The organism is Exiguobacterium sp. s21 (assembly GCF_018617975.1).
GTDB lineage: Bacteria > Bacillota > Bacilli > Exiguobacteriales > Exiguobacteriaceae > Exiguobacterium > Exiguobacterium mexicanum_A.
Map to the genome: position 1 here is coordinate 87,612 of NZ_JACSLF010000011.1, position 20,068 is coordinate 107,679.

Consider the following 20,068-nt stretch of genomic DNA (forward strand, 5'->3'; position numbering starts at 1 on the left):
AAGAACAGATTCCCAGGAGGCTAACGACATGGCAGAAATTCAATTGAACCACATTGATAAAATATACGAAGGTGGCGACTCAAAGGCAGTCAGCGATTTTAACTTGCACATCAAGGACCGCGAGTTCATCGTCTTCGTCGGACCTTCAGGTTGCGGTAAATCGACGACACTCCGTATGATCGCCGGACTCGAAGAAATCTCGAGCGGCGACTTCATCATCGACGGCAAGCGCATGAACGACGTCGCACCGAAAGACCGCGACATCGCCATGGTCTTCCAAAACTATGCACTTTACCCGCACATGAGTGTGTATGACAACATGGCGTTCGGTTTGAAACTTCGCAAGTTCCCAAAAGATGAAATCGATCGTCGCGTCCAAGATGCGGCCCGTATCCTCGGACTTGAAGAATACCTTCAACGTAAGCCGAAAGCACTCTCAGGTGGTCAGCGTCAACGTGTCGCCATCGGCCGTGCCATCGTTCGTGATGCCAAAGTGTTCTTGATGGATGAGCCGCTCTCAAACTTGGATGCCAAGCTTCGCGTTCAAATGCGTAAAGAAATCATCCAATTGCACAACCGTCTCGACACGACGACGATTTACGTTACCCATGACCAAACGGAAGCGATGACACTCGCGACTCGCATCGTTATCATGAAAGACGGAATCATCCAACAAGTCGGTTCGCCGAAAGAAGTATATGAAAACCCGGACAACATCTTCGTAGCCGGCTTCATCGGATCACCTTCAATGAACTTCTTCCGCGGTAAATTGGCTGATGGGAAGTTCCTCGTCGGTGGTGAAGAAATCAACGTCCCTGAAGGCAAAATGAAAGGTCTTCGTGACCGCGGTTACGTCGGTAAAGAGCTCGTTCTCGGAATCCGTCCAGAATCGATCCACGATGAGCCGATCTACATCGACTCACCAACGACGCACACGTTCCGCACACATATCGACGTCGCCGAGCTCATGGGCGCTGAGTCATACTTGTACGCTGAACTTGGCGGCCACCAGTTCACGGCTCGCATCGATGGACGTTCGAACATCCACATGGGTGATGACGTCACACTCGCACTCGATATGACGAAAGCTCATTTCTTCGACACGGAAACAGAACAAGTCATCCGTTAATACAAAAATCCCTTCGATTGGTTGCAATCGAAGGGATTTCTTTGTGTCAGCGAATCGCATACCGACGTTCGAGACGATGCTGCCCCGCCTGGATGAGCGTCGACAAGATCCAATAGATCGATGCCGAGAACAAGAGGAGCGGCATGACGAGATACGTCGTCGCGGCAATTTGGTCCGACACGTACGTCAACTCTTGGACGGCGATGACCGAACCGAGCGACGTCGATTTGATAATATCGATGACCGAGTTGGACACCGGTGGGATCGCACGCGATAGCGCCTGGGGGAAGATGATATCCTTGAAGCGCTTCGCACGCGGGATGCCGAGGGCGACACTCGCCTCGACTTGTCCTTGGTCGACCGAATTGATCGCCGCCCGGAACGCTTCCGAGATATAGGCCGCGAAGTGAAGGCCTAACCCGAAGATGAGCGCCTGCATCCCGCTCAACTGAACGAATCCGGTCAAACCGACGTACAAGATGAGAAGTTGCAACAAGAGCGGTGTCCCGCGGAAGAACGAGATATACGTGCGCGTGAACAAACGGACGATTTTGATTGGACTGCTATGAAGTAATGCGATGATCAGACCGAGCACCAAGGCGAGGAGAATCGACAGGATACTGGCGATCAACGTCAATTGTACGGCTTCTACATAGGCCGAACGGTTCTCGATGACGGTCGTGATCAGTTCACTCATTGACTGATATCCTCACCGAAGTACTGCTCACCGATTTCAGCCATCGTACCGTCTTCTTGCATCTCAGCGAGCGCGTCGTTCAACTTATCGAGCACGTCCGAGTCTTGGCGTGTCATGTAGCCCGCTTCGCTCTTGTTGAAGACGTCACCGACCGCTTTCACGTCGTAACCTGTCTTCTCAAGCTCCGTCAAGATGAAGAGACGGTCGTTGAGCGCTGCGTCAAGACGTCCGACTTGAAGATCTTGCAGCACTTGGTTCGCGCCTTTGTAGAACTTGACTTCAGCTCCAGCTTCTTCAGCGAGCTTGGCGTAGACCGATCCTTGTGTCGAGCCAACGACTTTGCCGTCGAGGTCGTCGATGCCTTGGATGTCCTCATTGTCTGAAGCGACGATAACTTGTGCGCCTGAGACGGCGTATGGGTCTGAGAACGCATATTTCTCTTCACGTTCTGGCGTGATGCTCATCTGGTTGGCGATCATGTCGATGCGTTCCGCGTCGAGGGCTGGAACGAGTCCTTTGAAGTCCATCGGCTCGTATTCGACCGTGTAACCGGCACGCTCGGCCGCTTCATTCAACACATCGATGTCATACCCTGTGATTTCACCTTTATCTTTATACGTGAATGGCGGGTATGTCGCTTCTGTTCCGACTGTGATGACGGCTTCTTCTGAACCGCTGTCTGTCTCTGTGCCGCATGCTGCGAGCACCCCGAACGATGCGCCGATAGCGAGTACTGCTGTTAACGATTTTTTCATATGAATTCCACCTTCCTGATAATCCTTATATGATTACATGGTTTTGAACAATACACTCATCATACTGACGGGGGCATTCAATGTCAAACAAAAACCACTGCCCTCGTCAGGGTAGTGGTCCTCGCTTAATCGATTGCTTTCGCTTGTTTCATAACATCTCGTTCAATTGCCTCTCGTTTAACCGTCGTCTTCTCGGCGCTATCGGCGTGGACGCTGAAGTAGAACTTGATTTTTGGCTCCGTTCCAGACGGACGCAGGCAGAACCATGAGCCATCCTCGAAGATGAACTTGAGTACGTTCGACGACGGCAACTCGATTGCTTGCGTCTCTCCTTGACGCAAGTTCGTCGCGACTTGTTGCTTGTAATCCTCGAAGCGGACGACTTCGTAGCCGCCGACTTCTTGTGGCGGATTGGCGCGGAACGCCTCCATCATTCGACCGATTTGTTCGAGACCGGCTTTCCCTTTCAACGTCATCGATTGGAGCGACTCCTCGTAGAAGCCATACTTCTCATAGACGGCTTGGAGGGCATCGTACAACGTGCGTCCCTGTTGTTTATGGAAAGCCGCCATTTCTGCGCCGAGCAAGCACGCCTGGACGGCATCTTTGTCACGGCAGAAGTCTCCAATCAAATAACCGTAGCTCTCTTCGTAGCCGAACAAGAACGTATATTCACCAGATTCTTCATATTGTTTGATCTTCTCACCGATGAACTTGAAGCCGGTGAGCGTATTCTCGAGGTGAACCCCATACGCCTTAGCGATGGCCGCCCCAAGTTCAGACGTGACGATCGTCTTCGCGACGAAACCGTTCGTCGGAAGCGTCCCCGTCTCGACTTTTTGAGACAGAATGTAATCCATGAGGAGCGCCCCGGTCTGGTTCCCCGTCAAGACGAACCATTCGCCGTTGCGGTCACGGACCGTGAAACCGACACGGTCGGCGTCCGGATCCGTCGCCATGAGCAAGTCGGCGCCGACGCGGTCGCCGTACTGCATCGCGAGCTCAAACGCGGCCCGTTCTTCCGGGTTCGGATAACTGACCGTCGGGAACGACCCGTCTGGCTCGGCCTGCTCCTCGACGATGGTGACATGTTCAAATCCATACGCCTTCAACCCTTCCATGACCGGGCGACGTCCCGTCCCGTGGAGTGGCGAGTAGACGATTTTAAGCGGGTCTCCTTGCACATCCGTATGAATGCGAATCGATTGAAGGGCCTCCATATAAGCCGCATCGACCGACGCATCGACGGTGACGAGCGTGCCGTCGGCGCGGAGTGGGGCTTCATCTTGGACTTCGATCTTTAATTCGTCTTCAATCGCGTTGACGTACGAGACGAGCTCATCGGCCTCAGCCGGTGGCAACTGTCCGCCATCGGCACCGTATACTTTAAAACCGTTATATTCTGGCGGGTTGTGGCTCGCCGTGATGACGATGCCTCCAAATGCGTTTAAATGTCTGACGGCGAACGACAACTCTGGTGTGGCCCGCAGGCTTGGGAACAAGTATGTCTTAATCCCGTTCGAGGCGAGCGTACGCGCCGCTTCGAGCGCGAACTCCGGCGAGAAGTGACGTGAGTCGTGGGCAATGACAACGCCGTGACGTTTCGCTTCTTCGCCCGAGGCAGCGATAAAGTCCGCGAATCCTTGCGATGCCTTACGAATCGTATATATGTTCATCCGGTTCGCACCTGGTCCGATTTCCCCGCGCATACCGCCCGTCCCGAATTCGAGCGTCTTATAAAAGGCGTCCTCGAGCGACGTCTCGTCTTGCTCCATTTCCTCAAGCTCGGCGCGCAAGTGCGGTTCGAGCGCCTCGTGTTGTTTCCATCGGTCATATGTCTGTTGCCATGTCATGGTCAGTTCCCCTTTCGACATTCAAAAATTCAATCGAAGTACTCGCCAATTTGTTCCATCTTGTATACGATGGGAGTAACGAAACTTCGAGGTGATACTATGTTTCCAACTATGCGTGCCCAAGAATTGAAACACATCGTCCATACGGACTCGATTCGCTTTATTGATTGTCGTTATTCATTAAACGACGCCTCATACGGAAAGTATGTGTATCGACAGGGGCATCTCCCGAACGCCGTCTTCCTCGATTTGATGGAAGATTTATCTGGTCCCGTGTCCGAACACGGTGGGCGCCATCCACTGCCGTCAAAAGAAGCATGGACCGAGACGCTTCGCCGAATCGGGATTCAAAAAGATGACTTGATCATCATTTACGATGACGGATTCCCTTATGCCGCCCGTGCTTGGTGGTTATTCAAATGGGCCGGCCATGAGCGTGTCATCGTGCTCGAGGGCGGGATTCAGTCCGGAATCACTTACTGCGGCGAGACGACGACGGACGTTCCGTCCTACCCCGCCTCAGATTACGTCCCAGCGTTCCAAGACGAGATGATTGCGACGATCGAAGACGTCCGTGCCTCCACGGTCACGGGCGGGCTCTATGATTCACGGACGGCCGACCGGTACGACGGCAGTTATGAACCGATTGATCATACACCGGGTCATATCCCGAACGCCGTGCTCTGTCCCTACACCGAGGCCGTCACCGACCTCGGCACGCTCCAAGATTTCCATGACTTGAAAGAGCTGTACGCCAACGTCCTCGATGTCCCAAATCCCATCTTCTATTGCGGGAGCGGGGTCACCGCCTGCGTCAACATTTTGGCGTTGCATGCCCTCGGGAAGGACGACGTCCGGCTGTACCCAGGGTCTTACTCTGATTGGATCAGTTATCCAGAAAACACGGTCCACCCGTAACGGGTGGATCGCTTTTTTTATTTCACGCTCGTCGGTTTGATGTTCCAGACGGCGTTCGCGTATTCCGTGATCGTCCGGTCACTCGAGAAGATTCCCGATTTGGCCGTGTTGACGATTGAACTCTCGGCCCAGCGTGCTTTGTCCGAGAACACCTCGTCGACGCGTCGTTGCGCCTGCATGTAAGACGCGAAATCTTTCAACACGAGGAAATCGTCATTATAGACGAGAAGCGAGTCGAAGATGGCTTGGAATTGGTATTCTCCGACCTTGTCGAACGTTCCGTTGACGAGGGCGTCGACGACATTACGCACTTCCGTGTTCGCATGGTAGATGTCGGCCGCATGATAACCGCCGAACTTCTTGTAGTTCATGACTTCTTGCGGTGTCAATCCGAAGATGAAGATGTGATCGTCCCCGACCGCATCGCGAATCTCGATATTGGCCCCGTCGAGCGTCCCGATTGTAAGCGCACCGTTCATCATGAACTTCATGTTGCCGGTACCTGACGCCTCGTAGCTCGCCGTCGAAATCTGTTCACTCAAATCCGAACCTGGGAAGATTCGCTCCGCCATCGAGACGCGGTAGTTCTCGAGGAAGACGATCTTGATGAAGCGGCTCGCCCGCTTATCGTTGTTGATCATGGCCGCGAGCGCGTTGATATAGCGAATGACTTCTTTCGCGTAATAGTAGCCCGGCGCCGCCTTCGCACCGAAGATGAATGTCCGTGGCACCATCGTGAACGTCGGGTCCGCTTGAATCTTCTGATAGAGCGCGTGGATATGCATCGCGTCCATCAATTGACGTTTATAAGCGTGGAGCCGCTTGACTTGAACGTCAAAAATCGACTCCGGGTCGACGGCGATGCCCGTCTCTGCTTGAATGTAGCCGGCGAGGTCAAGTTTGTTCTGTTGCTTCACGTTCATGACTTGCTCTTGGAAGCTCGCGTCTTTTGACACGTCCATCAACTTCTCAAGATCGTTCGGGTGTTCGATCCATGACGAACCGATCGCATCGGTGATCAAGTTCGAGAGTCGCGGATTTGACTTGAGGAGCCAGCGACGATGCGTGATCCCGTTCGTCTTGTTGTTGAAGCGCAGCGGGAACATCTCATACAAATGACGCATCTCACGTTGCTTCAAAATATCGGTATGGATGCGGGCGACCCCGTTCGTCGAGTGCGAGCCGACGACGGCAAGGTTCGCCATATTGATGTGTTGGTTCGACACGATCGCAATCTCGCCCATGTGCGGCTCGAGATGTGGATAGTTGACGAGCACATCTTTACAGAAGCGACGATTGATTTCCGTGATAATTTGATAGATGCGCGGCAATAGCCGTTCATACATCTCGACCGGCCACTTCTCGAGTGCCTCGGCGAGAAGCGTGTGGTTCGTGAATGACATGACGCTCTTCGTCACACGCCAAGCCTCATCCCATCCGTAACCGTGGTCGTCCATCAAGATGCGCATGAGTTCGGGGATGGCCACGACCGGATGCGTGTCATTGATGTGGACGGCGTAATGGTCGCCTAAGTGCTTCAATGATTTATTATGACGTAAGTAAGACGCAATCATTGACTGAACGCCCGCCGAAACGAAAAAGTACTGTTGCTTCAAGCGCAACACTTTTCCTTCATATGTCGTATCGTCCGGGTAGAGGAACTCAGAGATGGTCGCAATCGACTGCTTGTATTTGAGCAAGTCTTTGTACGAACCTTTCGTCCGTTCCATGTACTCCTCGTCATCAAACGGTGACTCGGCGTTCCAAAGACGGAGCGTATTGACAACATCGTTTTTGTAGCCGATGATCGGCATGTCGTAAGGCACGGCTCGGACGACTTCATCCGGATGGTGGACGACGCGAAGCCGGTCCCCAATTTGTCGCATCTCGATCCAACCGCCGAAATTGACGTCGACAGCTCGGTCAGTCCGGCGTGTCTCCCACATGTTGCCATCACGGAGCCAGTTGTCCGGCAACTCGACTTGATAGCCGTCGACGATCTTTTGTTTGAACAAGCCGTAACGGTAACGAATCCCGTTCCCGTGCCCAGGCAGGCTGAGCGCGGCGAGTGAATCGAGGAAACATGCCGCCAAACGACCAAGCCCGCCATTCCCGAGACCCGGTTCCGGTTCATATTCCGTGATGTCGGTGAAGTTGAAACCAAGTTCGTCTAACCCCTCTTGAACGACTTCTAAGACGTCCATGCTGAGCAGGTTGTTATACAGAAAACGGCCGAGTAAAAATTCAAGTGAGAAATAAATGACTTGTTTACTCTGTTTTTCTTCGTGCTTGTCGCGGGTGTTGATCCATTTCGGGATCGCCTGTTCGCGCACTATCGTTGCCAACGTTTGATACACTTCCTGCTCGGTCCCTTCATCAAACGACTTCCCGTTTAATGCGACGAATCTCTCTTGAAATGAAGTGACGAAGCTCTGTTTATCTGTAAACATATGTGTGTAAAACTCCTTCCAGTCATGCGAATAGGTGATACAACTCACGGTATTGCTTTGCAGATTGTTTCCAGCTGAAGTCCGCGGTCATCGCTTGATGGACGAGCGCGTTCCAATTGTTGTCGTCGTAGAAGACACGAATCGATTTCTCAATCGTCGCGAGCATCTCGTGGGCGTTGTAATTCAAGAAACCAAATCCCGTACCCTCTTGTGTGTACTCATTATACGGCTTGACCGTGTCGCGTAACCCCCCCGTCTCGCGGACGATCGGGAGCGTCCCATAGCGCATCGAGATAAGTTGGCTCAGACCGCACGGCTCAAAGCGCGACGGCATGAGGAATGCATCCGATCCCGCGTAAATCAAGTGTGCGAGTTCAATGTCGAAGCCGATATACGACCCGACCTTGCCTGGATGCGTCGCCGTCATCTCGTGAACGATGCCCTCGTATTCGGGTTGACCCGATCCGAGGAAGACGAACTGACAGTCCAAGTTTCCGAGCTCTTCACTCACGGCTTCGATCAAATCGAGCCCTTTTTGCTCGACGAGTCGACTGACAAAGCCAATCAACATGATGTCGTCACGTACTTCGAGACCAAACCGCTCTTGCAGGACGCGCTTGTTGACGAGCTTCCCTTCCTTCACCGTATCGAGGTCATACGTTTGCGCGATGCGCTTGTCCGTGCTCGGGTCGTTCGTCGCCAAATCAAGGCCGTTCAAAATGCCCCGGACGTCAACTGACCGGTATCGAAGCGCCGCGTCGAGTCCTTCCCCGTAGTACGGTTCCATAATCTCGTCGCGATACGACGGACTGACCGTTGTGATTTGATCGGAGTGGACAATGCCGGCCTTCATGTAGTTGACGAGACCGTTATGTTGAATCCCTTCCGCCGTGAAGTGCTCCGGACCAAACTGTAACAGCTCGCCGAGGACCGCTTCTGGGAAGATGCCCTGATATTGCAGGTTATGGATGGTGAATACGGTACGGATGCGTTGATACGCCTCGAGGTGTTGATAATGAATCCGCAAGAAGGCTGGGACGACACCGGTCTGCCAATCATGGCAGTGGAGCACGTCGGGCACCTCTTCCGCTTCGAGCTTTCCGATCATCTCGAGAACGGCACGTGAGAAGAATGCGAAGCGCTCGGCATCATCGTAATGGCCATAGAGCACGCCTTCCCGTTTGAAGTAATATTCGTTGTCGATAAAGTAGTATGTGATCTCATCTCGTTCAAGTTTGAGGACGGCACCGAACTGTTTGCGCCATCCGACCGGGACGATCAGGTCGAACATGTACTCCATCTCGTCCACATATTCCTGAGCGATCGCGCCATACTTCGGCATGATGACACTCACCTCTTCACCGAGTCCAGACACCGCTTGAGGGAGCGAGCCGATGACATCGGCAAGCCCCCCCGTTTTCATGAACGGTGCGGCTTCTGAAGCGACATACCATATTTTCATAATATCCCCCTTTACACCGTTGTCCGTTTTCCGATGACGATCGGTTCGTCGATCGTACCTCGAATGACTTGTCCCCGTTTGACGACCACTTCTTTATCTAAAATGGCGTTCTCGACGACAGCGCCTTCCTCGATAATCGACTTAGATAAAATGATTGAGTTTTTAACACGGGCATGCTCACTGACGACGACACCGCGGAAGAGAATGCTGTTTTGAACTTCTCCGCTGATTTTACAGCCGTTTGCGACGAGCGCCTCATTCACTTTCGACCCTTTCAAATAACGGGTCGGCGGCTCATGTTTGATCTTCGTATAGATATGCGGGAAGTCATAAATGATTCCTTCCTGACGAAGTAAGCGCATACTTTCATTATAGTATGAAAGGACAGAATGAATCACCTGCATTTTGCCAGTATAGTGATAACCATGCACGTGCAGACGGTGAAGCTGCGGACGGATGACCCCGTCAAGCAAGTCGTACTCGCCTTTTGACGTCGCTTCGTCGACGAGACGAAGGAACAAATTCTTCGACATGATAATCGTCTCGGTATACGTGTACTCATCGTCCGGGCTGTATCCGCGCTCACCGATACCGACGACACGGTCGTTTTCACCGAGACGGATTGGGCGGCAATACCCGCATTTTTGTTCGTGAGCGGCATAACCGAGTGTGATGTCCGCACCCATCGATTTATGATGGTCGAGCATGTCTTGGAAGTCGATCGTCGTCAACACGTTCGATCCGGTAATCACGACGTACGGCTGTTTGCTGCGTACGAAGTGTTCGCGGTGCATCGAGAAGTTGGCCAAGTCGCCGAGGTACGCTTCCCCGTCGGGCTTGAGCGCCGGCGGGAAGATGTGTAGCCCCCCTTGCGAACGGTCCAAATCCCATTCTTTCCCTGAACCCAAGTGGTCCATGAGCGAGCGATACTTATCGAGCGTGAAAATACCCACTTGGCTGATGCCTTGGGTAATCATGTTCGTCAATGTAAAATCAATCAGGCGATAACGCCCAGAGAACGGGACAGCCGCTAAATTGCGATGCCCCGTGAACTCTGGAAACAAGCCCTCTTCGGTCCCTAAGTTGATGACCCCTAACAAATCATTCGTCAACAGTAACGCCTCCTTGCGTCGGTCTTTTTTTAAATCAAGCACGTTGTTTGAAGACTGTGCCGCTCTCGATATTTTCGTGTGGTTCAATGACAACGATCTCACCACCCGGCTCGCCGACAGTCGCCCCGTCCTCAATGACGGCACAGCTCGCGACGATGGCTCTGTGAATGGTTACATCTTTTCCGATTCGTGCTCCCGGCATGATGACCGAGTCTTTGACGAGCGACCCTTCACCGACGCGCACGTCATAGAACAAGACTGAATGTTGGACTTCGCCTTCGATTCGACATCCTTCATTGATGACCGACTGTTCAACGCATGCATCTTTGCCGATGAACTGAGGTGTCTGGTTCGGGTTGACCGAGTAGATTTTAAAGTCCGGATCATAGAGGTCGAACGGCGGATCTTCTTCGAGCAAGTCCATGTTGGCTTCCCAAAGCGATTGAATCGTCCCGACGTCTTTCCAGTAGCCTTTAAATTTATACGCAAACACGTCTAAACCGTCGAGGAGCGTGTTCGGAATGATATTTTTCCCGAAGTCGAAGCTTGATGTCTCGTCTTCCGCATCTTGGATCAAGTGCTCCCGTAGCACTTTCCAGTTGAAGATATAGATTCCCATCGAAGCCAAGTTGCTCTTCGGTTTCTCCGGCTTCTCTTCAAACTCTTTAATGCGAAGGTCATCGCTTGTGTTCAAGATTCCGAAACGAGGTGCCTCGTCCCAAGGGACTTCCATGACTGAGATGGTGACGTCTGCTTGCTTCTCTTTATGGAAATCGAGCATCTTCTCGTAATCCATCTTGTAAATGTGGTCCCCCGACAGGATCAACACATACTCCGGATCATAATCGTCGATGTAGCTCAAGTTCCGATAAATCGCATTGGCCGTACCTTCGTACCAATTTTTACCCGATTGCGCTTGGTATGGCGGCAAGATGGCCAAGCCTCCATTGCGGCGGTCCAAGTCCCAGGCCGACCCGATGCCTAGGTAGCGGTTCAATTCAAGCGGTTCGTATTGTGTCAACACTCCCACCGTCGTAATTCCCGAATTGGTACAGTTCGATAATGGAAAATCGATGATTCGGTACTTCCCTCCGAAATGGACAGCAGGCTTCGCTGTCTTCCGTGTGAGAGGCCCGAGTCGTTTCCCTTCTCCTCCTGCGAGGAGCATCGCAACCATTTCTTGCTTCATAGTACAGCCTCCTAAATTCATAATATAATCATCTATTACCCTCTTTCTCTATTTCCTAATGTATTCCTGCTCAAATTATTATATGATAACGTTTACATTTTGAATTTTATCTAAAGATTGACGATATAATGAATATAGAGAGAGGTGAGACGATGCGAGCGTGGATTGGGACACTATTTTTTGCCGGTTTGCTAGCCACCGGTCTGGCAATCAGCGGGGCGTTGAAAGAAGAGATTGAACAGACGAAGCAGATTTTGATGTGGGGCGAAAAGACGGTCGATGCGGCCCCGCTCGCTTCGAAGCATGCCGTCACATTGACGTATAAAGGCGGGACAGAACAGCTTTATTTAAACGGCCGACGAGATGACGTCTCCATCGCTCGCTTCCCGCTTCATATCCGCGAAGCAATCATGGTCATCGAAGATCGTAAGTTCAACGCCCATCCAGGATACGATCTCGGCGGAATCGCCCGGGCGTTCATTCACAACGCTAATGAATCTTCCTTACAGGGCGGGAGCACAATCACGCAACAGCTGGCTCGTAACGTCTATTTGACGCACGAACGAACGTATGAGCGAAAAGTGAAAGAATTATTGCTTGCTCGGGCGCTCGAAAAACAATATAGCAAAAAAGAAATTATGACTGCTTACAGCAACGTCATTTTCTTTGGCCATAACGTTTATGGCATCCAGGCAGCGGCCGATACGTACTTCGATCGTTCACTCGAAGATTTGAACTGGAATCAAATCGCCTACTTATTGACCGTTCCGAACAATCCGTCTTTATATGACCCGCTCGAACCATCGGCTAGGTTTTACGAACGAAAAGACCGAATCCTCACTCAACTTCGGGATGCCGGCGTTCTATCGAAGCAAGCTTACGAGACATACCACGGTGTGAAGCTGAAGGCTACCTATCGCCAGCATGTCGTCCGTTATCCCGATTATATGGATGCGGTCATGAAAGAAGCGGTCCGACTCGTCCGCTCACGCTATGACCTTGATGAAGAAGCTGCCAAAGACTATTTAGCGACCAACCAAGCTACAATTGACACCTACCTGTCCGTAGCTCGGCAGAAGCAAGCAAAACAAGTCATGACGAAGCTGCCGACCGGTCTAAACGGCGGCTATGCCGAAGTGACGCCGAAAGGCCGAATCATCGCTCTCGTGGATTCAGAGATGACCCGAAGCGGCGAATTCAACCGGGCCACGCAAGCGTTCCGTCAACCCGGCTCGGCCATCAAGCCGGTCCTCGTCTTCGCGCCTTTCATCGAAGAGACCGGTGCGAAACTCGATACGATCCTTGACGGCCGGCCGGTCTGTTACGGAACCTATTGTCCGACGAACAGCGGCAATCGCGTCCTCGGCGATGTATCGTTCCGTGATACGGTCGCGTATTCTTACAACACGCCGGCGCTCGCTGCCTTCACCGCGATTGACCAGGAAACGGCGTTCGCCACGGCCGACCTAATGTTCAGCCAATGGGATGCTAAAACGGATAACAGCCTGGCCAGTGCGCTCGGCGGATTGACCCAAGGTGTGTCACCGAAAGAACTCGCCGCCGCCTATACGCCGTTCTTAAATCAAGGGGTGTACGTGTCAGGTCAAACCATCAAACAGATTCGTTTCGAGTCGGGAGCCCCAACGCTCACGCCAGGCGTGACAAAACAGGCTGTCTGGTCGAAAGCGACCGTCGCGACGATGCGCGAGGCGTTGTCCGCCGTCACGACGTACGGGACCGGACGGTATGCCGGTCAAATCAAACGTCCTTATGTCGGCGGCAAGACCGGTACGACGAACTCGCATAAGGACATGTGGTACGTCGGCTTGACCGATGAGACAATCACGGCTATTTGGCTCGGTGCCGATACCCCGCGGCCGTTCCCGGAACTCGCCAATCGGGCCTATCCTGCCATCATTTGGACGGAAGCACATCGCTAAAAAGCCAGGGACGGCATTGTCCCTGGCTTTTTATGGTCGTCGATTCAGCTTATATCATCATAAAATGATATCCCCGACCGAGTTAAACAAGCGGAGCATGGCCCAAGCGAGGCCGCTCAAAAGAATCGCCCACATCATCGCTTGAATTAACAGTAGACCGATGGCACGAAACGTCGACATCAACTGGCTGACTTGCCATATGTAATAGAACAAATAGAGAACGAACGTGCCGAGCAGTACCGCAATGACGGCAAGCAACGAATTTAAAAACAAGAAGCTAATCCCTGAGCCGACGAGAAAAATCGTCGCCCCTGGCTTCAACCGATGCAACGAGCTACCGTTCGTCTCACGCGCAAAGAATGCGAATCCGAGTTGGTTGAACGTATCGGCGACGAGCTTGAAGGCGCTGAACAGCATAAAGTAAATGGTAAAGAACACGACGAGCACGAGCACTTTCGACTCTTGGACGGACAACAAGGCGATGATTTCGCTGTACACGCCGACACGCGTCAGCCATTGAATCACATACTCACTCGTGGCAATGGCGAGCGACATCGAGAATAGAATGATCCCAATCAACGGGGCATAGCTTAACAAGTACACGTTTGTTTTCATATCGGCTCCAATTTCACAAGAATTTCTTATATTCAGTGCAAATCTATTATCAAGTATATTATAATATTCGTAGTCACGGAGAACAAAAGGGGGATTTTTAGATGGGTTTGTTACTAATGGTCGGAATCAGCGTCGTCTTCCTCGCAGCTATCTTCACAGCTGGATACAACAGAAAACCTGAAGGTAATCAATAAGAGCCGAGATTCTCACGAATCCGGCTTTTTTTTTATTTCAATCCAGCATATCCTTGTTGACGGAGCGCCTCATAAACGATGATGGCCGCCGTGTTTGAGACGTTGAGCGACCGAACGAGGTTCGATTGGGGTAAACGGATGCAGCGGTCGAGGTTGTCCTCGATCACTTCCATCGGCAACCCTTTCGTCTCGCGTCCGAAGACAAAGAAATAGTCTTTATCGACCGCAGACACATCGAGGTCACTTGGGTACTGTTCCCCATACTTGGTAATGTAGAAGAACTCTCCGTCCGGGTGTTTGGCCCACAGTTCATCGAGCGAATCGTGATAACGGACGTCGACGAATTGCCAATAGTCGAGCCCGGCCCGTTTGAGCATTTTGTCGTCCGTCGAGAAACCTAACGGACGAATCAAATGGAGCACGGAATTCGTCGCCGCACATGTGCGCGAGACGTTACCCGTATTTGCCGGGATTTCTGGTTGGAACATTACTACATGGATTGCCATAATCTACTCCTCACTTCACTTGTTCGAGATCAAGTAATCGTTGTTTTTGATGAAGGCCGCCTCCGAACCCGGTCAGTTGCCCTCCGCTGCCGACGACGCGATGGCATGGGAAAATGACGGGCAACGGATTGCGGTTCAGCGCCTGGCCGACCGCCCGAACCGCTTTCGGGCGGCCGATTTGTTCAGCGATTTGTTTATACGAACGCGTTTCCCCGAATGGGATCGTCAATAACGCGTCCCATACTTCTTGTTGGAAGACGGTCCCCTTCATCTCGATCCACTCGCGGTCAGACGGTTGAAGTCCATTTTGCTCCACGCGTTCAATCAGGTCGGTCAGCCAACTCGGCGCCGATCCGTCATCTGCTTCCGTCTCCGCAAAGTCTAACGCGCATAGCTTCCCTTGCGCGTTCAATTCATACGCCAATGTACCCCATTTAGATGACACGGTCTTCACGGTCCCACTCCTCTCGGAACAATCGAATCTCTTCATGTACGAGCTCAGACGTCTCCGTCGACTCGATTTGTCGATAAATCGTCTCGGCTTCGGCTCCGAGAATCGCACCAATCGCCCAGACGGCCGTCGCCCGCATGTCTTCGCGCTCATCTTGTCGAATAAAATCTTCGAGCACCGGCACGGCCGAGGGTTCCCGATAATGGGCCAACGCTAAAATCGCATTTCGCTGAATCGGCTTTTTGCCGCGCCATGCGCCAGACAGATGGCCAAACTTCGCTTTGAACTCCCGATTGCTCAAGTTCAGTAACGGGACGAGCAACGGTTTGACGATTTCAGCTTCAGGAAGCAGTTCCTCATGATGGCGCCAATCTTTTTTCCGATTATACGGACAGACTTGTTGGCACGTGTCGCAACCGTAAAGCCGCCCACCGAGCTTCGAACGAAACTCGCGTGGCATAAGTGTCTTCATTTGCGTCAAATAGGCGATACAACGTTTGGCATCGAGAACACCTGGTTCGATGAGTGCCGTCGTCGGACAAGCCGTCATACATTTCGTACACTCGCCACAGCCGTCCTCAATCATCTCGTCCGGTGGTAAGTATGTGTCCAGGATCATCTCCCCTAAATAAAGGTACGACCCCTTCTCGGGCGAAATGATGGAACAGTTCTTGCCGCTGAAGCCGATTCCGGCCCGTTCGGCGACGGCACGGTCGACGAGTTCTCCCGTGTCGACCATCGAGCGTGTCCGGACGCCCGGGACGAGCTGTTCAATATACGCTTGCAGCTGCTCGAGCCTTGAGCCGACGGCGCGATGGTAGTCGAGCCCCCACGATGCCCGGGCGAACAAGCCCCGTCGTTCATCGGCAACACTTCGCGGCGCATCTTTCAATTTGCTCGGATACGCGATGGCGATGGCGATGATCGACTGCGCTTCGTCGAGCAACAGCGTCGGCGTCGTCCGTTTGTCCAAGTCAGGCTCCTCGAACCCCGAGGCGAATCCCTTCTCTTGCTGCTTCACGAGACGTTGCTTCATGACGATGAACGGGTCGGCGGTCGTCACTTTCAACTCGTCAATCCCGATCGTCGTCGCATATGCTACAATCTTCTGTTTGAGTGTCTCCGGGTCCATCCCGTTCATCGAATCACCTCTTTCGTGTCTATTTTCGCATACAAAAAATCTCCCCGCCAGTCGGCAGAGAGATGATGAAGCGGGTGAAGAGAATCGAACTCTCGTCATCAGCTTGGAAGGCTGAGGTTTTACCATTAAACTACACCCGCATGGTTCAAATGAGTCGTCTGTAAAAGCGACTACAATCAATATACATCTATACCTTTAGGAAGTCAATACTTTTGAAGAAATTTATTTGATAGCTTATGAAATCTATACTTATGGTGTATGAATACATATAATTCCCTTATCTCTCTTCTTCAAACCATATCTCACTATAAGATAAACGTCGCGGTATAAAAATATCCTGCCGACTCTGTCGGCAGGATGTTCTATTACAATGACGATGTTTTTGGTTCCCGAAGCAAATGTTTAATATCTCGGAACGTGACGAACGTCTTATTTTTAGCATCATATAGCTTATAGCGCAGCGATTTCAAACTAGAGAACAGACCAATCGTCGTCGCTTTCTGGAGCGGCGGTGTCGCCGTATGGGCTTGTTCAAGGTTATAGTTCGGTACTCGTGGGCTCAAGTGATGCACGTGATGGAAACCAATGTTTCCTGTCACCCACTGCAACACTTTAGGCAACTCGTAATACGAGCTCCCTTCAATTGCTGCTTTCACATAATCCCATTCGCTCTCGTCCTCGAAATACGAGTCTTCGAACGTATGTTGGACATAGAACAACCAAATCCCGAGGACACCTGCCGTGAACATCGTCGTTCCTTGAACGATCAAGAATGCTTTCCATCCGACGAGCGCGATGACGAGTGCGTAGAGCACGACGAGAGACAAGTTGATGAGATACGTGTTGTTGCGCTCTTTCTTACGTGCGTCTTTCCGGTTGAAGCGGCTCGTGATAAGGATCAGGAACAAAGGTCCAAGGCCGAACATGACGAGCGGGTTACGATAGAGACGATATTGGAGACGAGTCCACTTCGAAGCTTCGACGTATTCTTCGATTGTCATGACCCAAATGTCACCAACTCCCCGCTTATCTAAATTCCCACTCGAGGCATGGTGAATCGAATGCTCTCGTTTCCACTTCTCATACGGGAATAACGTCAAGATACCCATGATCGTTCCGACGATGGCGTTCGCTTTCTTATTTTTGAAAAACGAACCGTGCGTGCAGTCGTGGAAAATGATGAACATCCGGACGACGAAGCCTGCTGCCACGATGGCGAGCGGGATGGTCAAGAAGACCGAAATTTGGAGCGCCTGATAGGCAAGGATCCAGGCGGCAAGAAACGGCAGGATCGTGTTGATCATCTGCCGGACGCTCTTCTTCACATCGGCCTTTTCAAACGGCGAGACGTGTTTCCGGAGCTGGGCGATTTTTTCTTTACTCATGTACAACTTCCTCCTCAATTGCATACAGCGTTGACGACAACAAAAATGAAATATGAAACCAACCACACTATGATAGTGACGACGGCATCCATCGCCATAAGAATCAATTTGTCATAAAAATATTATTACCAGGTAATTATATCACATCATATAGAATAAATCGTTCATTCCATAACAGTAATTGAATCAATTATTATTTCAGTCTCAATAATTCCCATTAAAATTCCTTATATGGAACTATTAATATATAAAGTGTGTTAGACTCCAATTATGTAGAGATAGGAGGAAATGTTATTGTTTCAGAAAATAAAAAATTTGATCACACCTAAGCGATTGATCATCATGGCGAGCGTCTTTATCTTGCTTATCCCAGTCTTCTTTGTCAGCTATACGTTCTATAAAAATTTGAGTCAAGGCGTCGAAAATAAAGACCTTGATGACAAATATGCAAAGCGAGTCAAAGAGTTACAAATCGAAGTTTCTAAAGAAGACCCATTAGATCGGAGAGGCAACTCCACCGCAAAGACGCGTGTTGAATTGGAGGTCTCCTTCAATGAAGAGAAACCGAGCCGAACTGGATTGATTAAAAATATGCACTTGATGACACATCAAAAAATATCGGCCCGTTCCAAATGGGGAGCGATTCCGATGACCCCAGACAATATACAACAGTCCGCTGACTATTTGGAGCTCCTAAAAACTAAATTCAAAATTGGTGACAGTATGTACTCGGAATTGAAAACGATGCTCGATCACTGGTCGCAAGGTGACTTCTCTCAAGCAGACAAGGAACAAGATCGTTTGTTGCACTTCCTCCAAGCGAGTAGAGGGTTCTCGAATGGATTAGCTACCAAGAATGAAGAAGAACTCTTTATTTTGAACAACTTCGGACCTGAATACTTGAACACGTTGGAAGAAACGACGTACACGTCATATAAAGAATCATCTCAATGATGATTCTTTTTTGATTGATGCAAAAAGCTCTAACACGAGTGTACCTTTCATAGTTCAGCTTCTTAACACTTCTGCCCTATTCTTTATGCGTCGTTTCCCTCTCTCCATTCTTCTTGGTTTTAGATACACAAAAAAAGACCCTAGCCTCAGCTAGGATCTACGGATACCGGTGGTCGGAGTCGAACCGACACTCCAGAGGAACACGATTTTGAGTCGTGCGCGTCTACCAATTCCGCCACACCGGCATATTATGTTGGAGGCGCCAGTCGGAATCGAACCGACGATAGAGGAGTTGCAGTCCTCTGCCTTACCACTTGGCTATGGCGCCAAATTGAATGGAGCGGAAGACGGGATTCGAACCCGCGACCCCGACCTTGGCAAGGTCGTATTCTACCACTGAACTACTTCCGCATAATGGCTGGGCTGGAAGGGATCGAACCTACGCATGTCGGAATCAAAATCCGATGCCTTACCACTTGGCTACAGCCCAATAAAATGGGGCGACTGAAGGGAATTGAACCCTCGAATGCCGGAATCACAATCCGGTGCGTTAACCACTTCGCCACAATCGCCATAATGATATTAAGAAGCAGGGGCAGCAGGAATCGAACCCGCGCTGACGGTTTTGGAGACCGTAGTTCTACCGCTAAACTATGCCCCTAAGTGGTGGGGGGGGGCGGATTCGAACCGCCGAACCCAAGGGAGCGGATTTACAGTCCGCCGCGTTTAGCCACTTCGCTACCCCCCCACATGGTGGCTTTGGACGGAATCGAACCGCCGACACAAGGATTTTCAGTCCTTTGCTCTACCAACTGAGCTACAAAGCCATGTATGTAGTAATTTAATTAAAAAAATGGCGGTCCTGACGGGATTCGAACCCGCGATCTCCTGCGTGACAGGCAGGCATGTTAACCACTACACCACAGGACCACTGATAATTGCGGGGGCTGGATTTGAACCAACGACCTTCGGGTTATGAGCCCGACGAGCTACCAGACTGCTCCACCCCGCGACGATATAAAACTTTAAATGGTGACCCGTACGGGATTCGAACCCGTGTTACCGCCGTGAAAGGGCGGTGTCTTAACCGCTTGACCAACGGGCCATATCTTGGATTGAAAAACTGGCGGAGAGCAAGGGATTCGAACCCTTGAGACGGTTTTGCCGCCTACACGAATTCCAATCGTGCTCCTTCGGCCACTCGGACAGCTCTCCAAAAAGAGAAAAGTGGCTCCGCAAGTAGGATTTGAACCTACGACCTACCGGTTAACAGCCGGTTGCTCTACCACTGAGCTATTGCGGAACGATCTTGCCTGG

At 51.3% G+C, this 20,068-nt stretch carries 16 protein-coding genes and 14 tRNA genes; 4 read left to right on the forward strand and 26 right to left on the reverse strand.

The window, feature by feature from the left end:
* The first annotated feature begins 28 nt into the window (after positions 1 to 28).
* Entirely contained in the window at positions 29 to 1,129 is a 1,101-nt protein-coding gene (locus KNP06_RS12270) for an ABC transporter ATP-binding protein (protein ID WP_034776508.1), read from the forward strand.
* Between the two features lie 46 nt (positions 1,130 to 1,175).
* Here the strand turns inward: KNP06_RS12270 and KNP06_RS12275 are convergent, their stop codons facing one another.
* From KNP06_RS12275 to KNP06_RS12285, 3 genes are all read right to left on the reverse strand, one after another.
* Positions 1,176 to 1,826 (reverse strand): amino acid ABC transporter permease, encoded by a 651-nt coding sequence (locus KNP06_RS12275; RefSeq protein ID WP_214712585.1) that lies wholly within the window; start codon positions 1,824 to 1,826, stop codon positions 1,176 to 1,178.
* Positions 1,823 to 2,581 carry a transporter substrate-binding domain-containing protein gene (locus tag KNP06_RS12280; RefSeq protein WP_034776504.1) on the reverse strand — a complete coding sequence of 253 codons (759 nt, stop codon included), beginning with the start codon at positions 2,579 to 2,581 and terminating at the stop codon, positions 1,823 to 1,825. The genes KNP06_RS12275 and KNP06_RS12280 overlap by 4 nt, the downstream gene beginning before the upstream one ends.
* Before the next feature lie 125 nt (positions 2,582 to 2,706).
* Complete coding sequence (locus KNP06_RS12285) at positions 2,707 to 4,434, reverse strand: phospho-sugar mutase (RefSeq protein WP_214712587.1); 1,728 nt, start codon at positions 4,432 to 4,434, stop codon at positions 2,707 to 2,709.
* A 99-nt stretch (positions 4,435 to 4,533) separates the two neighbouring features.
* On the opposite strand from KNP06_RS12285, the gene KNP06_RS12290 reads away from it, so the two are divergent.
* Positions 4,534 to 5,352 carry a sulfurtransferase gene (locus KNP06_RS12290; RefSeq protein WP_251129753.1) on the forward strand — a complete coding sequence of 273 codons (819 nt, stop codon included), beginning with the start codon at positions 4,534 to 4,536 and terminating at the stop codon, positions 5,350 to 5,352.
* 17 nt (positions 5,353 to 5,369) lie between these two features.
* Here KNP06_RS12290 and KNP06_RS12295 read toward each other — a convergent pair whose 3' ends face one another.
* The 4 genes from KNP06_RS12295 to KNP06_RS12310 are packed head-to-tail and all read right to left on the reverse strand — an operon-like array spanning position 5,370 to position 11,565.
* Entirely contained in the window at positions 5,370 to 7,802 is a 2,433-nt protein-coding gene (locus tag KNP06_RS12295) for a glycogen/starch/alpha-glucan phosphorylase (protein WP_214712589.1), read from the reverse strand.
* 22 nt (positions 7,803 to 7,824) lie between these two features.
* On the reverse strand, positions 7,825 to 9,264 hold the full coding sequence (glgA, locus tag KNP06_RS12300) for a glycogen synthase GlgA (RefSeq protein WP_214712590.1): 1,440 nt from the start codon (positions 9,262 to 9,264) through the stop codon (positions 7,825 to 7,827).
* An 11-nt stretch (positions 9,265 to 9,275) separates the two neighbouring features.
* Positions 9,276 to 10,376 (reverse strand): glucose-1-phosphate adenylyltransferase subunit GlgD, encoded by a 1,101-nt coding sequence (gene glgD, locus KNP06_RS12305; RefSeq protein WP_214712591.1) that lies wholly within the window; start codon positions 10,374 to 10,376, stop codon positions 9,276 to 9,278.
* 34 nt (positions 10,377 to 10,410) lie between these two features.
* Positions 10,411 to 11,565, reverse strand: coding sequence for a glucose-1-phosphate adenylyltransferase (locus tag KNP06_RS12310; RefSeq protein WP_114166439.1), 1,155 nt, complete (start codon positions 11,563 to 11,565; stop codon positions 10,411 to 10,413).
* Between the two features lie 152 nt (positions 11,566 to 11,717).
* Between KNP06_RS12310 and KNP06_RS12315 the strand changes: the two genes are divergently transcribed.
* A complete protein-coding gene (locus KNP06_RS12315) occupies positions 11,718 to 13,505 on the forward strand; it encodes a transglycosylase domain-containing protein (RefSeq protein WP_251129754.1) in 1,788 nt (595 codons plus the stop codon).
* A 57-nt stretch (positions 13,506 to 13,562) separates the two neighbouring features.
* On the opposite strand, the gene KNP06_RS12320 is transcribed toward KNP06_RS12315, so the two are convergent.
* The 6 genes from KNP06_RS12320 to desA form a co-directional block, all read right to left on the reverse strand.
* Complete coding sequence (locus KNP06_RS12320; RefSeq protein ID WP_021066738.1) at positions 13,563 to 14,120, reverse strand: DUF5366 family protein; 558 nt, start codon at positions 14,118 to 14,120, stop codon at positions 13,563 to 13,565.
* 226 nt (positions 14,121 to 14,346) lie between these two features.
* On the reverse strand, positions 14,347 to 14,820 hold the full coding sequence (gene trmL, locus KNP06_RS12325) for a tRNA (uridine(34)/cytosine(34)/5-carboxymethylaminomethyluridine(34)-2'-O)-methyltransferase TrmL (protein ID WP_034776487.1): 474 nt from the start codon (positions 14,818 to 14,820) through the stop codon (positions 14,347 to 14,349).
* Between the two features lie 10 nt (positions 14,821 to 14,830).
* Complete coding sequence (locus KNP06_RS12330) at positions 14,831 to 15,265, reverse strand: methylated-DNA--[protein]-cysteine S-methyltransferase (protein ID WP_052090199.1); 435 nt, start codon at positions 15,263 to 15,265, stop codon at positions 14,831 to 14,833.
* Positions 15,255 to 16,403 (reverse strand): tRNA epoxyqueuosine(34) reductase QueG, encoded by a 1,149-nt coding sequence (queG, locus tag KNP06_RS12335; RefSeq protein ID WP_138860337.1) that lies wholly within the window; start codon positions 16,401 to 16,403, stop codon positions 15,255 to 15,257. The genes KNP06_RS12330 and queG overlap by 11 nt, the downstream gene beginning before the upstream one ends.
* Positions 16,404 to 16,481: 78 nt before the next feature.
* Positions 16,482 to 16,552, reverse strand: a tRNA-Gly gene (locus KNP06_RS12340).
* Between the two features lie 225 nt (positions 16,553 to 16,777).
* Positions 16,778 to 17,797 (reverse strand): Delta(5) desaturase DesA, encoded by a 1,020-nt coding sequence (gene desA, locus KNP06_RS12345; RefSeq protein ID WP_034776483.1) that lies wholly within the window; start codon positions 17,795 to 17,797, stop codon positions 16,778 to 16,780.
* 294 nt (positions 17,798 to 18,091) lie between these two features.
* Here desA and KNP06_RS12350 point away from each other — a divergent pair, with 294 nt between their 5' ends.
* Positions 18,092 to 18,751, forward strand: a complete 660-nt coding sequence (locus KNP06_RS12350; protein ID WP_214712593.1) for a DUF6241 domain-containing protein — start codon at positions 18,092 to 18,094, stop codon at positions 18,749 to 18,751.
* Between the two features lie 164 nt (positions 18,752 to 18,915).
* Here the strand turns inward: KNP06_RS12350 and KNP06_RS12355 are convergent.
* From KNP06_RS12355 to KNP06_RS12415, 13 genes are all read right to left on the reverse strand, one after another.
* A tRNA-Leu gene (locus KNP06_RS12355) sits at positions 18,916 to 18,996 on the reverse strand.
* 9 nt (positions 18,997 to 19,005) lie between these two features.
* Positions 19,006 to 19,079, reverse strand: a tRNA-Cys gene (locus tag KNP06_RS12360).
* An 8-nt stretch (positions 19,080 to 19,087) separates the two neighbouring features.
* A tRNA-Gly gene (locus tag KNP06_RS12365) sits at positions 19,088 to 19,162 on the reverse strand.
* Between the two features lie 4 nt (positions 19,163 to 19,166).
* Positions 19,167 to 19,241: transfer RNA gene (locus KNP06_RS12370), tRNA-Gln, on the reverse strand.
* Between the two features lie 6 nt (positions 19,242 to 19,247).
* Positions 19,248 to 19,323, reverse strand: a tRNA-His gene (locus tag KNP06_RS12375).
* Positions 19,324 to 19,341: 18 nt separating this feature from the next.
* A tRNA-Trp gene (locus KNP06_RS12380) sits at positions 19,342 to 19,412 on the reverse strand.
* A 3-nt stretch (positions 19,413 to 19,415) separates the two neighbouring features.
* Positions 19,416 to 19,499, reverse strand: a tRNA-Tyr gene (locus KNP06_RS12385).
* A 3-nt stretch (positions 19,500 to 19,502) separates the two neighbouring features.
* A tRNA-Phe gene (locus KNP06_RS12390) sits at positions 19,503 to 19,578 on the reverse strand.
* Between the two features lie 27 nt (positions 19,579 to 19,605).
* A tRNA-Asp gene (locus KNP06_RS12395) sits at positions 19,606 to 19,681 on the reverse strand.
* Positions 19,682 to 19,689: 8 nt separating this feature from the next.
* Positions 19,690 to 19,763 (reverse strand) — tRNA-Met (locus KNP06_RS12400).
* A gap of 18 nt (positions 19,764 to 19,781) precedes the next feature.
* A tRNA-Glu gene (locus tag KNP06_RS12405) sits at positions 19,782 to 19,856 on the reverse strand.
* A 19-nt stretch (positions 19,857 to 19,875) separates the two neighbouring features.
* Positions 19,876 to 19,966: transfer RNA gene (locus KNP06_RS12410), tRNA-Ser, on the reverse strand.
* 13 nt (positions 19,967 to 19,979) lie between these two features.
* A tRNA-Asn gene (locus KNP06_RS12415) sits at positions 19,980 to 20,054 on the reverse strand.
* Positions 20,055 to 20,068 lie beyond the last annotated feature (14 nt).

Coding starts and splice junctions, on each gene's coding strand:
- KNP06_RS12320 (WP_021066738.1), bottom strand. CDS start 14,120: ATGAAAACAAACGTGTACTTGTTAAGCTATGCCCCGTTGATTGGGATC.
- KNP06_RS12310 (WP_114166439.1), bottom strand. CDS start 11,565: ATGAAGCAAGAAATGGTTGCGATGCTCCTCGCAGGAGGAGAAGGGAAA.
- desA (WP_034776483.1), bottom strand. CDS start 17,797: ATGAGTAAAGAAAAAATCGCCCAGCTCCGGAAACACGTCTCGCCGTTT.
- KNP06_RS12285 (WP_214712587.1), bottom strand. CDS start 4,434: ATGACATGGCAACAGACATATGACCGATGGAAACAACACGAGGCGCTC.
- KNP06_RS12290 (WP_251129753.1), top strand. CDS start 4,534: ATGTTTCCAACTATGCGTGCCCAAGAATTGAAACACATCGTCCATACG.
- KNP06_RS12275 (WP_214712585.1), bottom strand. CDS start 1,826: ATGAGTGAACTGATCACGACCGTCATCGAGAACCGTTCGGCCTATGTA.
- KNP06_RS12315 (WP_251129754.1), top strand. CDS start 11,718: ATGCGAGCGTGGATTGGGACACTATTTTTTGCCGGTTTGCTAGCCACC.
- glgA (WP_214712590.1), bottom strand. CDS start 9,264: ATGAAAATATGGTATGTCGCTTCAGAAGCCGCACCGTTCATGAAAACG.
- queG (WP_138860337.1), bottom strand. CDS start 16,403: ATGGACCCGGAGACACTCAAACAGAAGATTGTAGCATATGCGACGACG.
- KNP06_RS12295 (WP_214712589.1), bottom strand. CDS start 7,802: ATGTTTACAGATAAACAGAGCTTCGTCACTTCATTTCAAGAGAGATTC.
- trmL (WP_034776487.1), bottom strand. CDS start 14,820: ATGGCAATCCATGTAGTAATGTTCCAACCAGAAATCCCGGCAAATACG.
- KNP06_RS12270 (WP_034776508.1), top strand. CDS start 29: ATGGCAGAAATTCAATTGAACCACATTGATAAAATATACGAAGGTGGC.
- KNP06_RS12280 (WP_034776504.1), bottom strand. CDS start 2,581: ATGAAAAAATCGTTAACAGCAGTACTCGCTATCGGCGCATCGTTCGGG.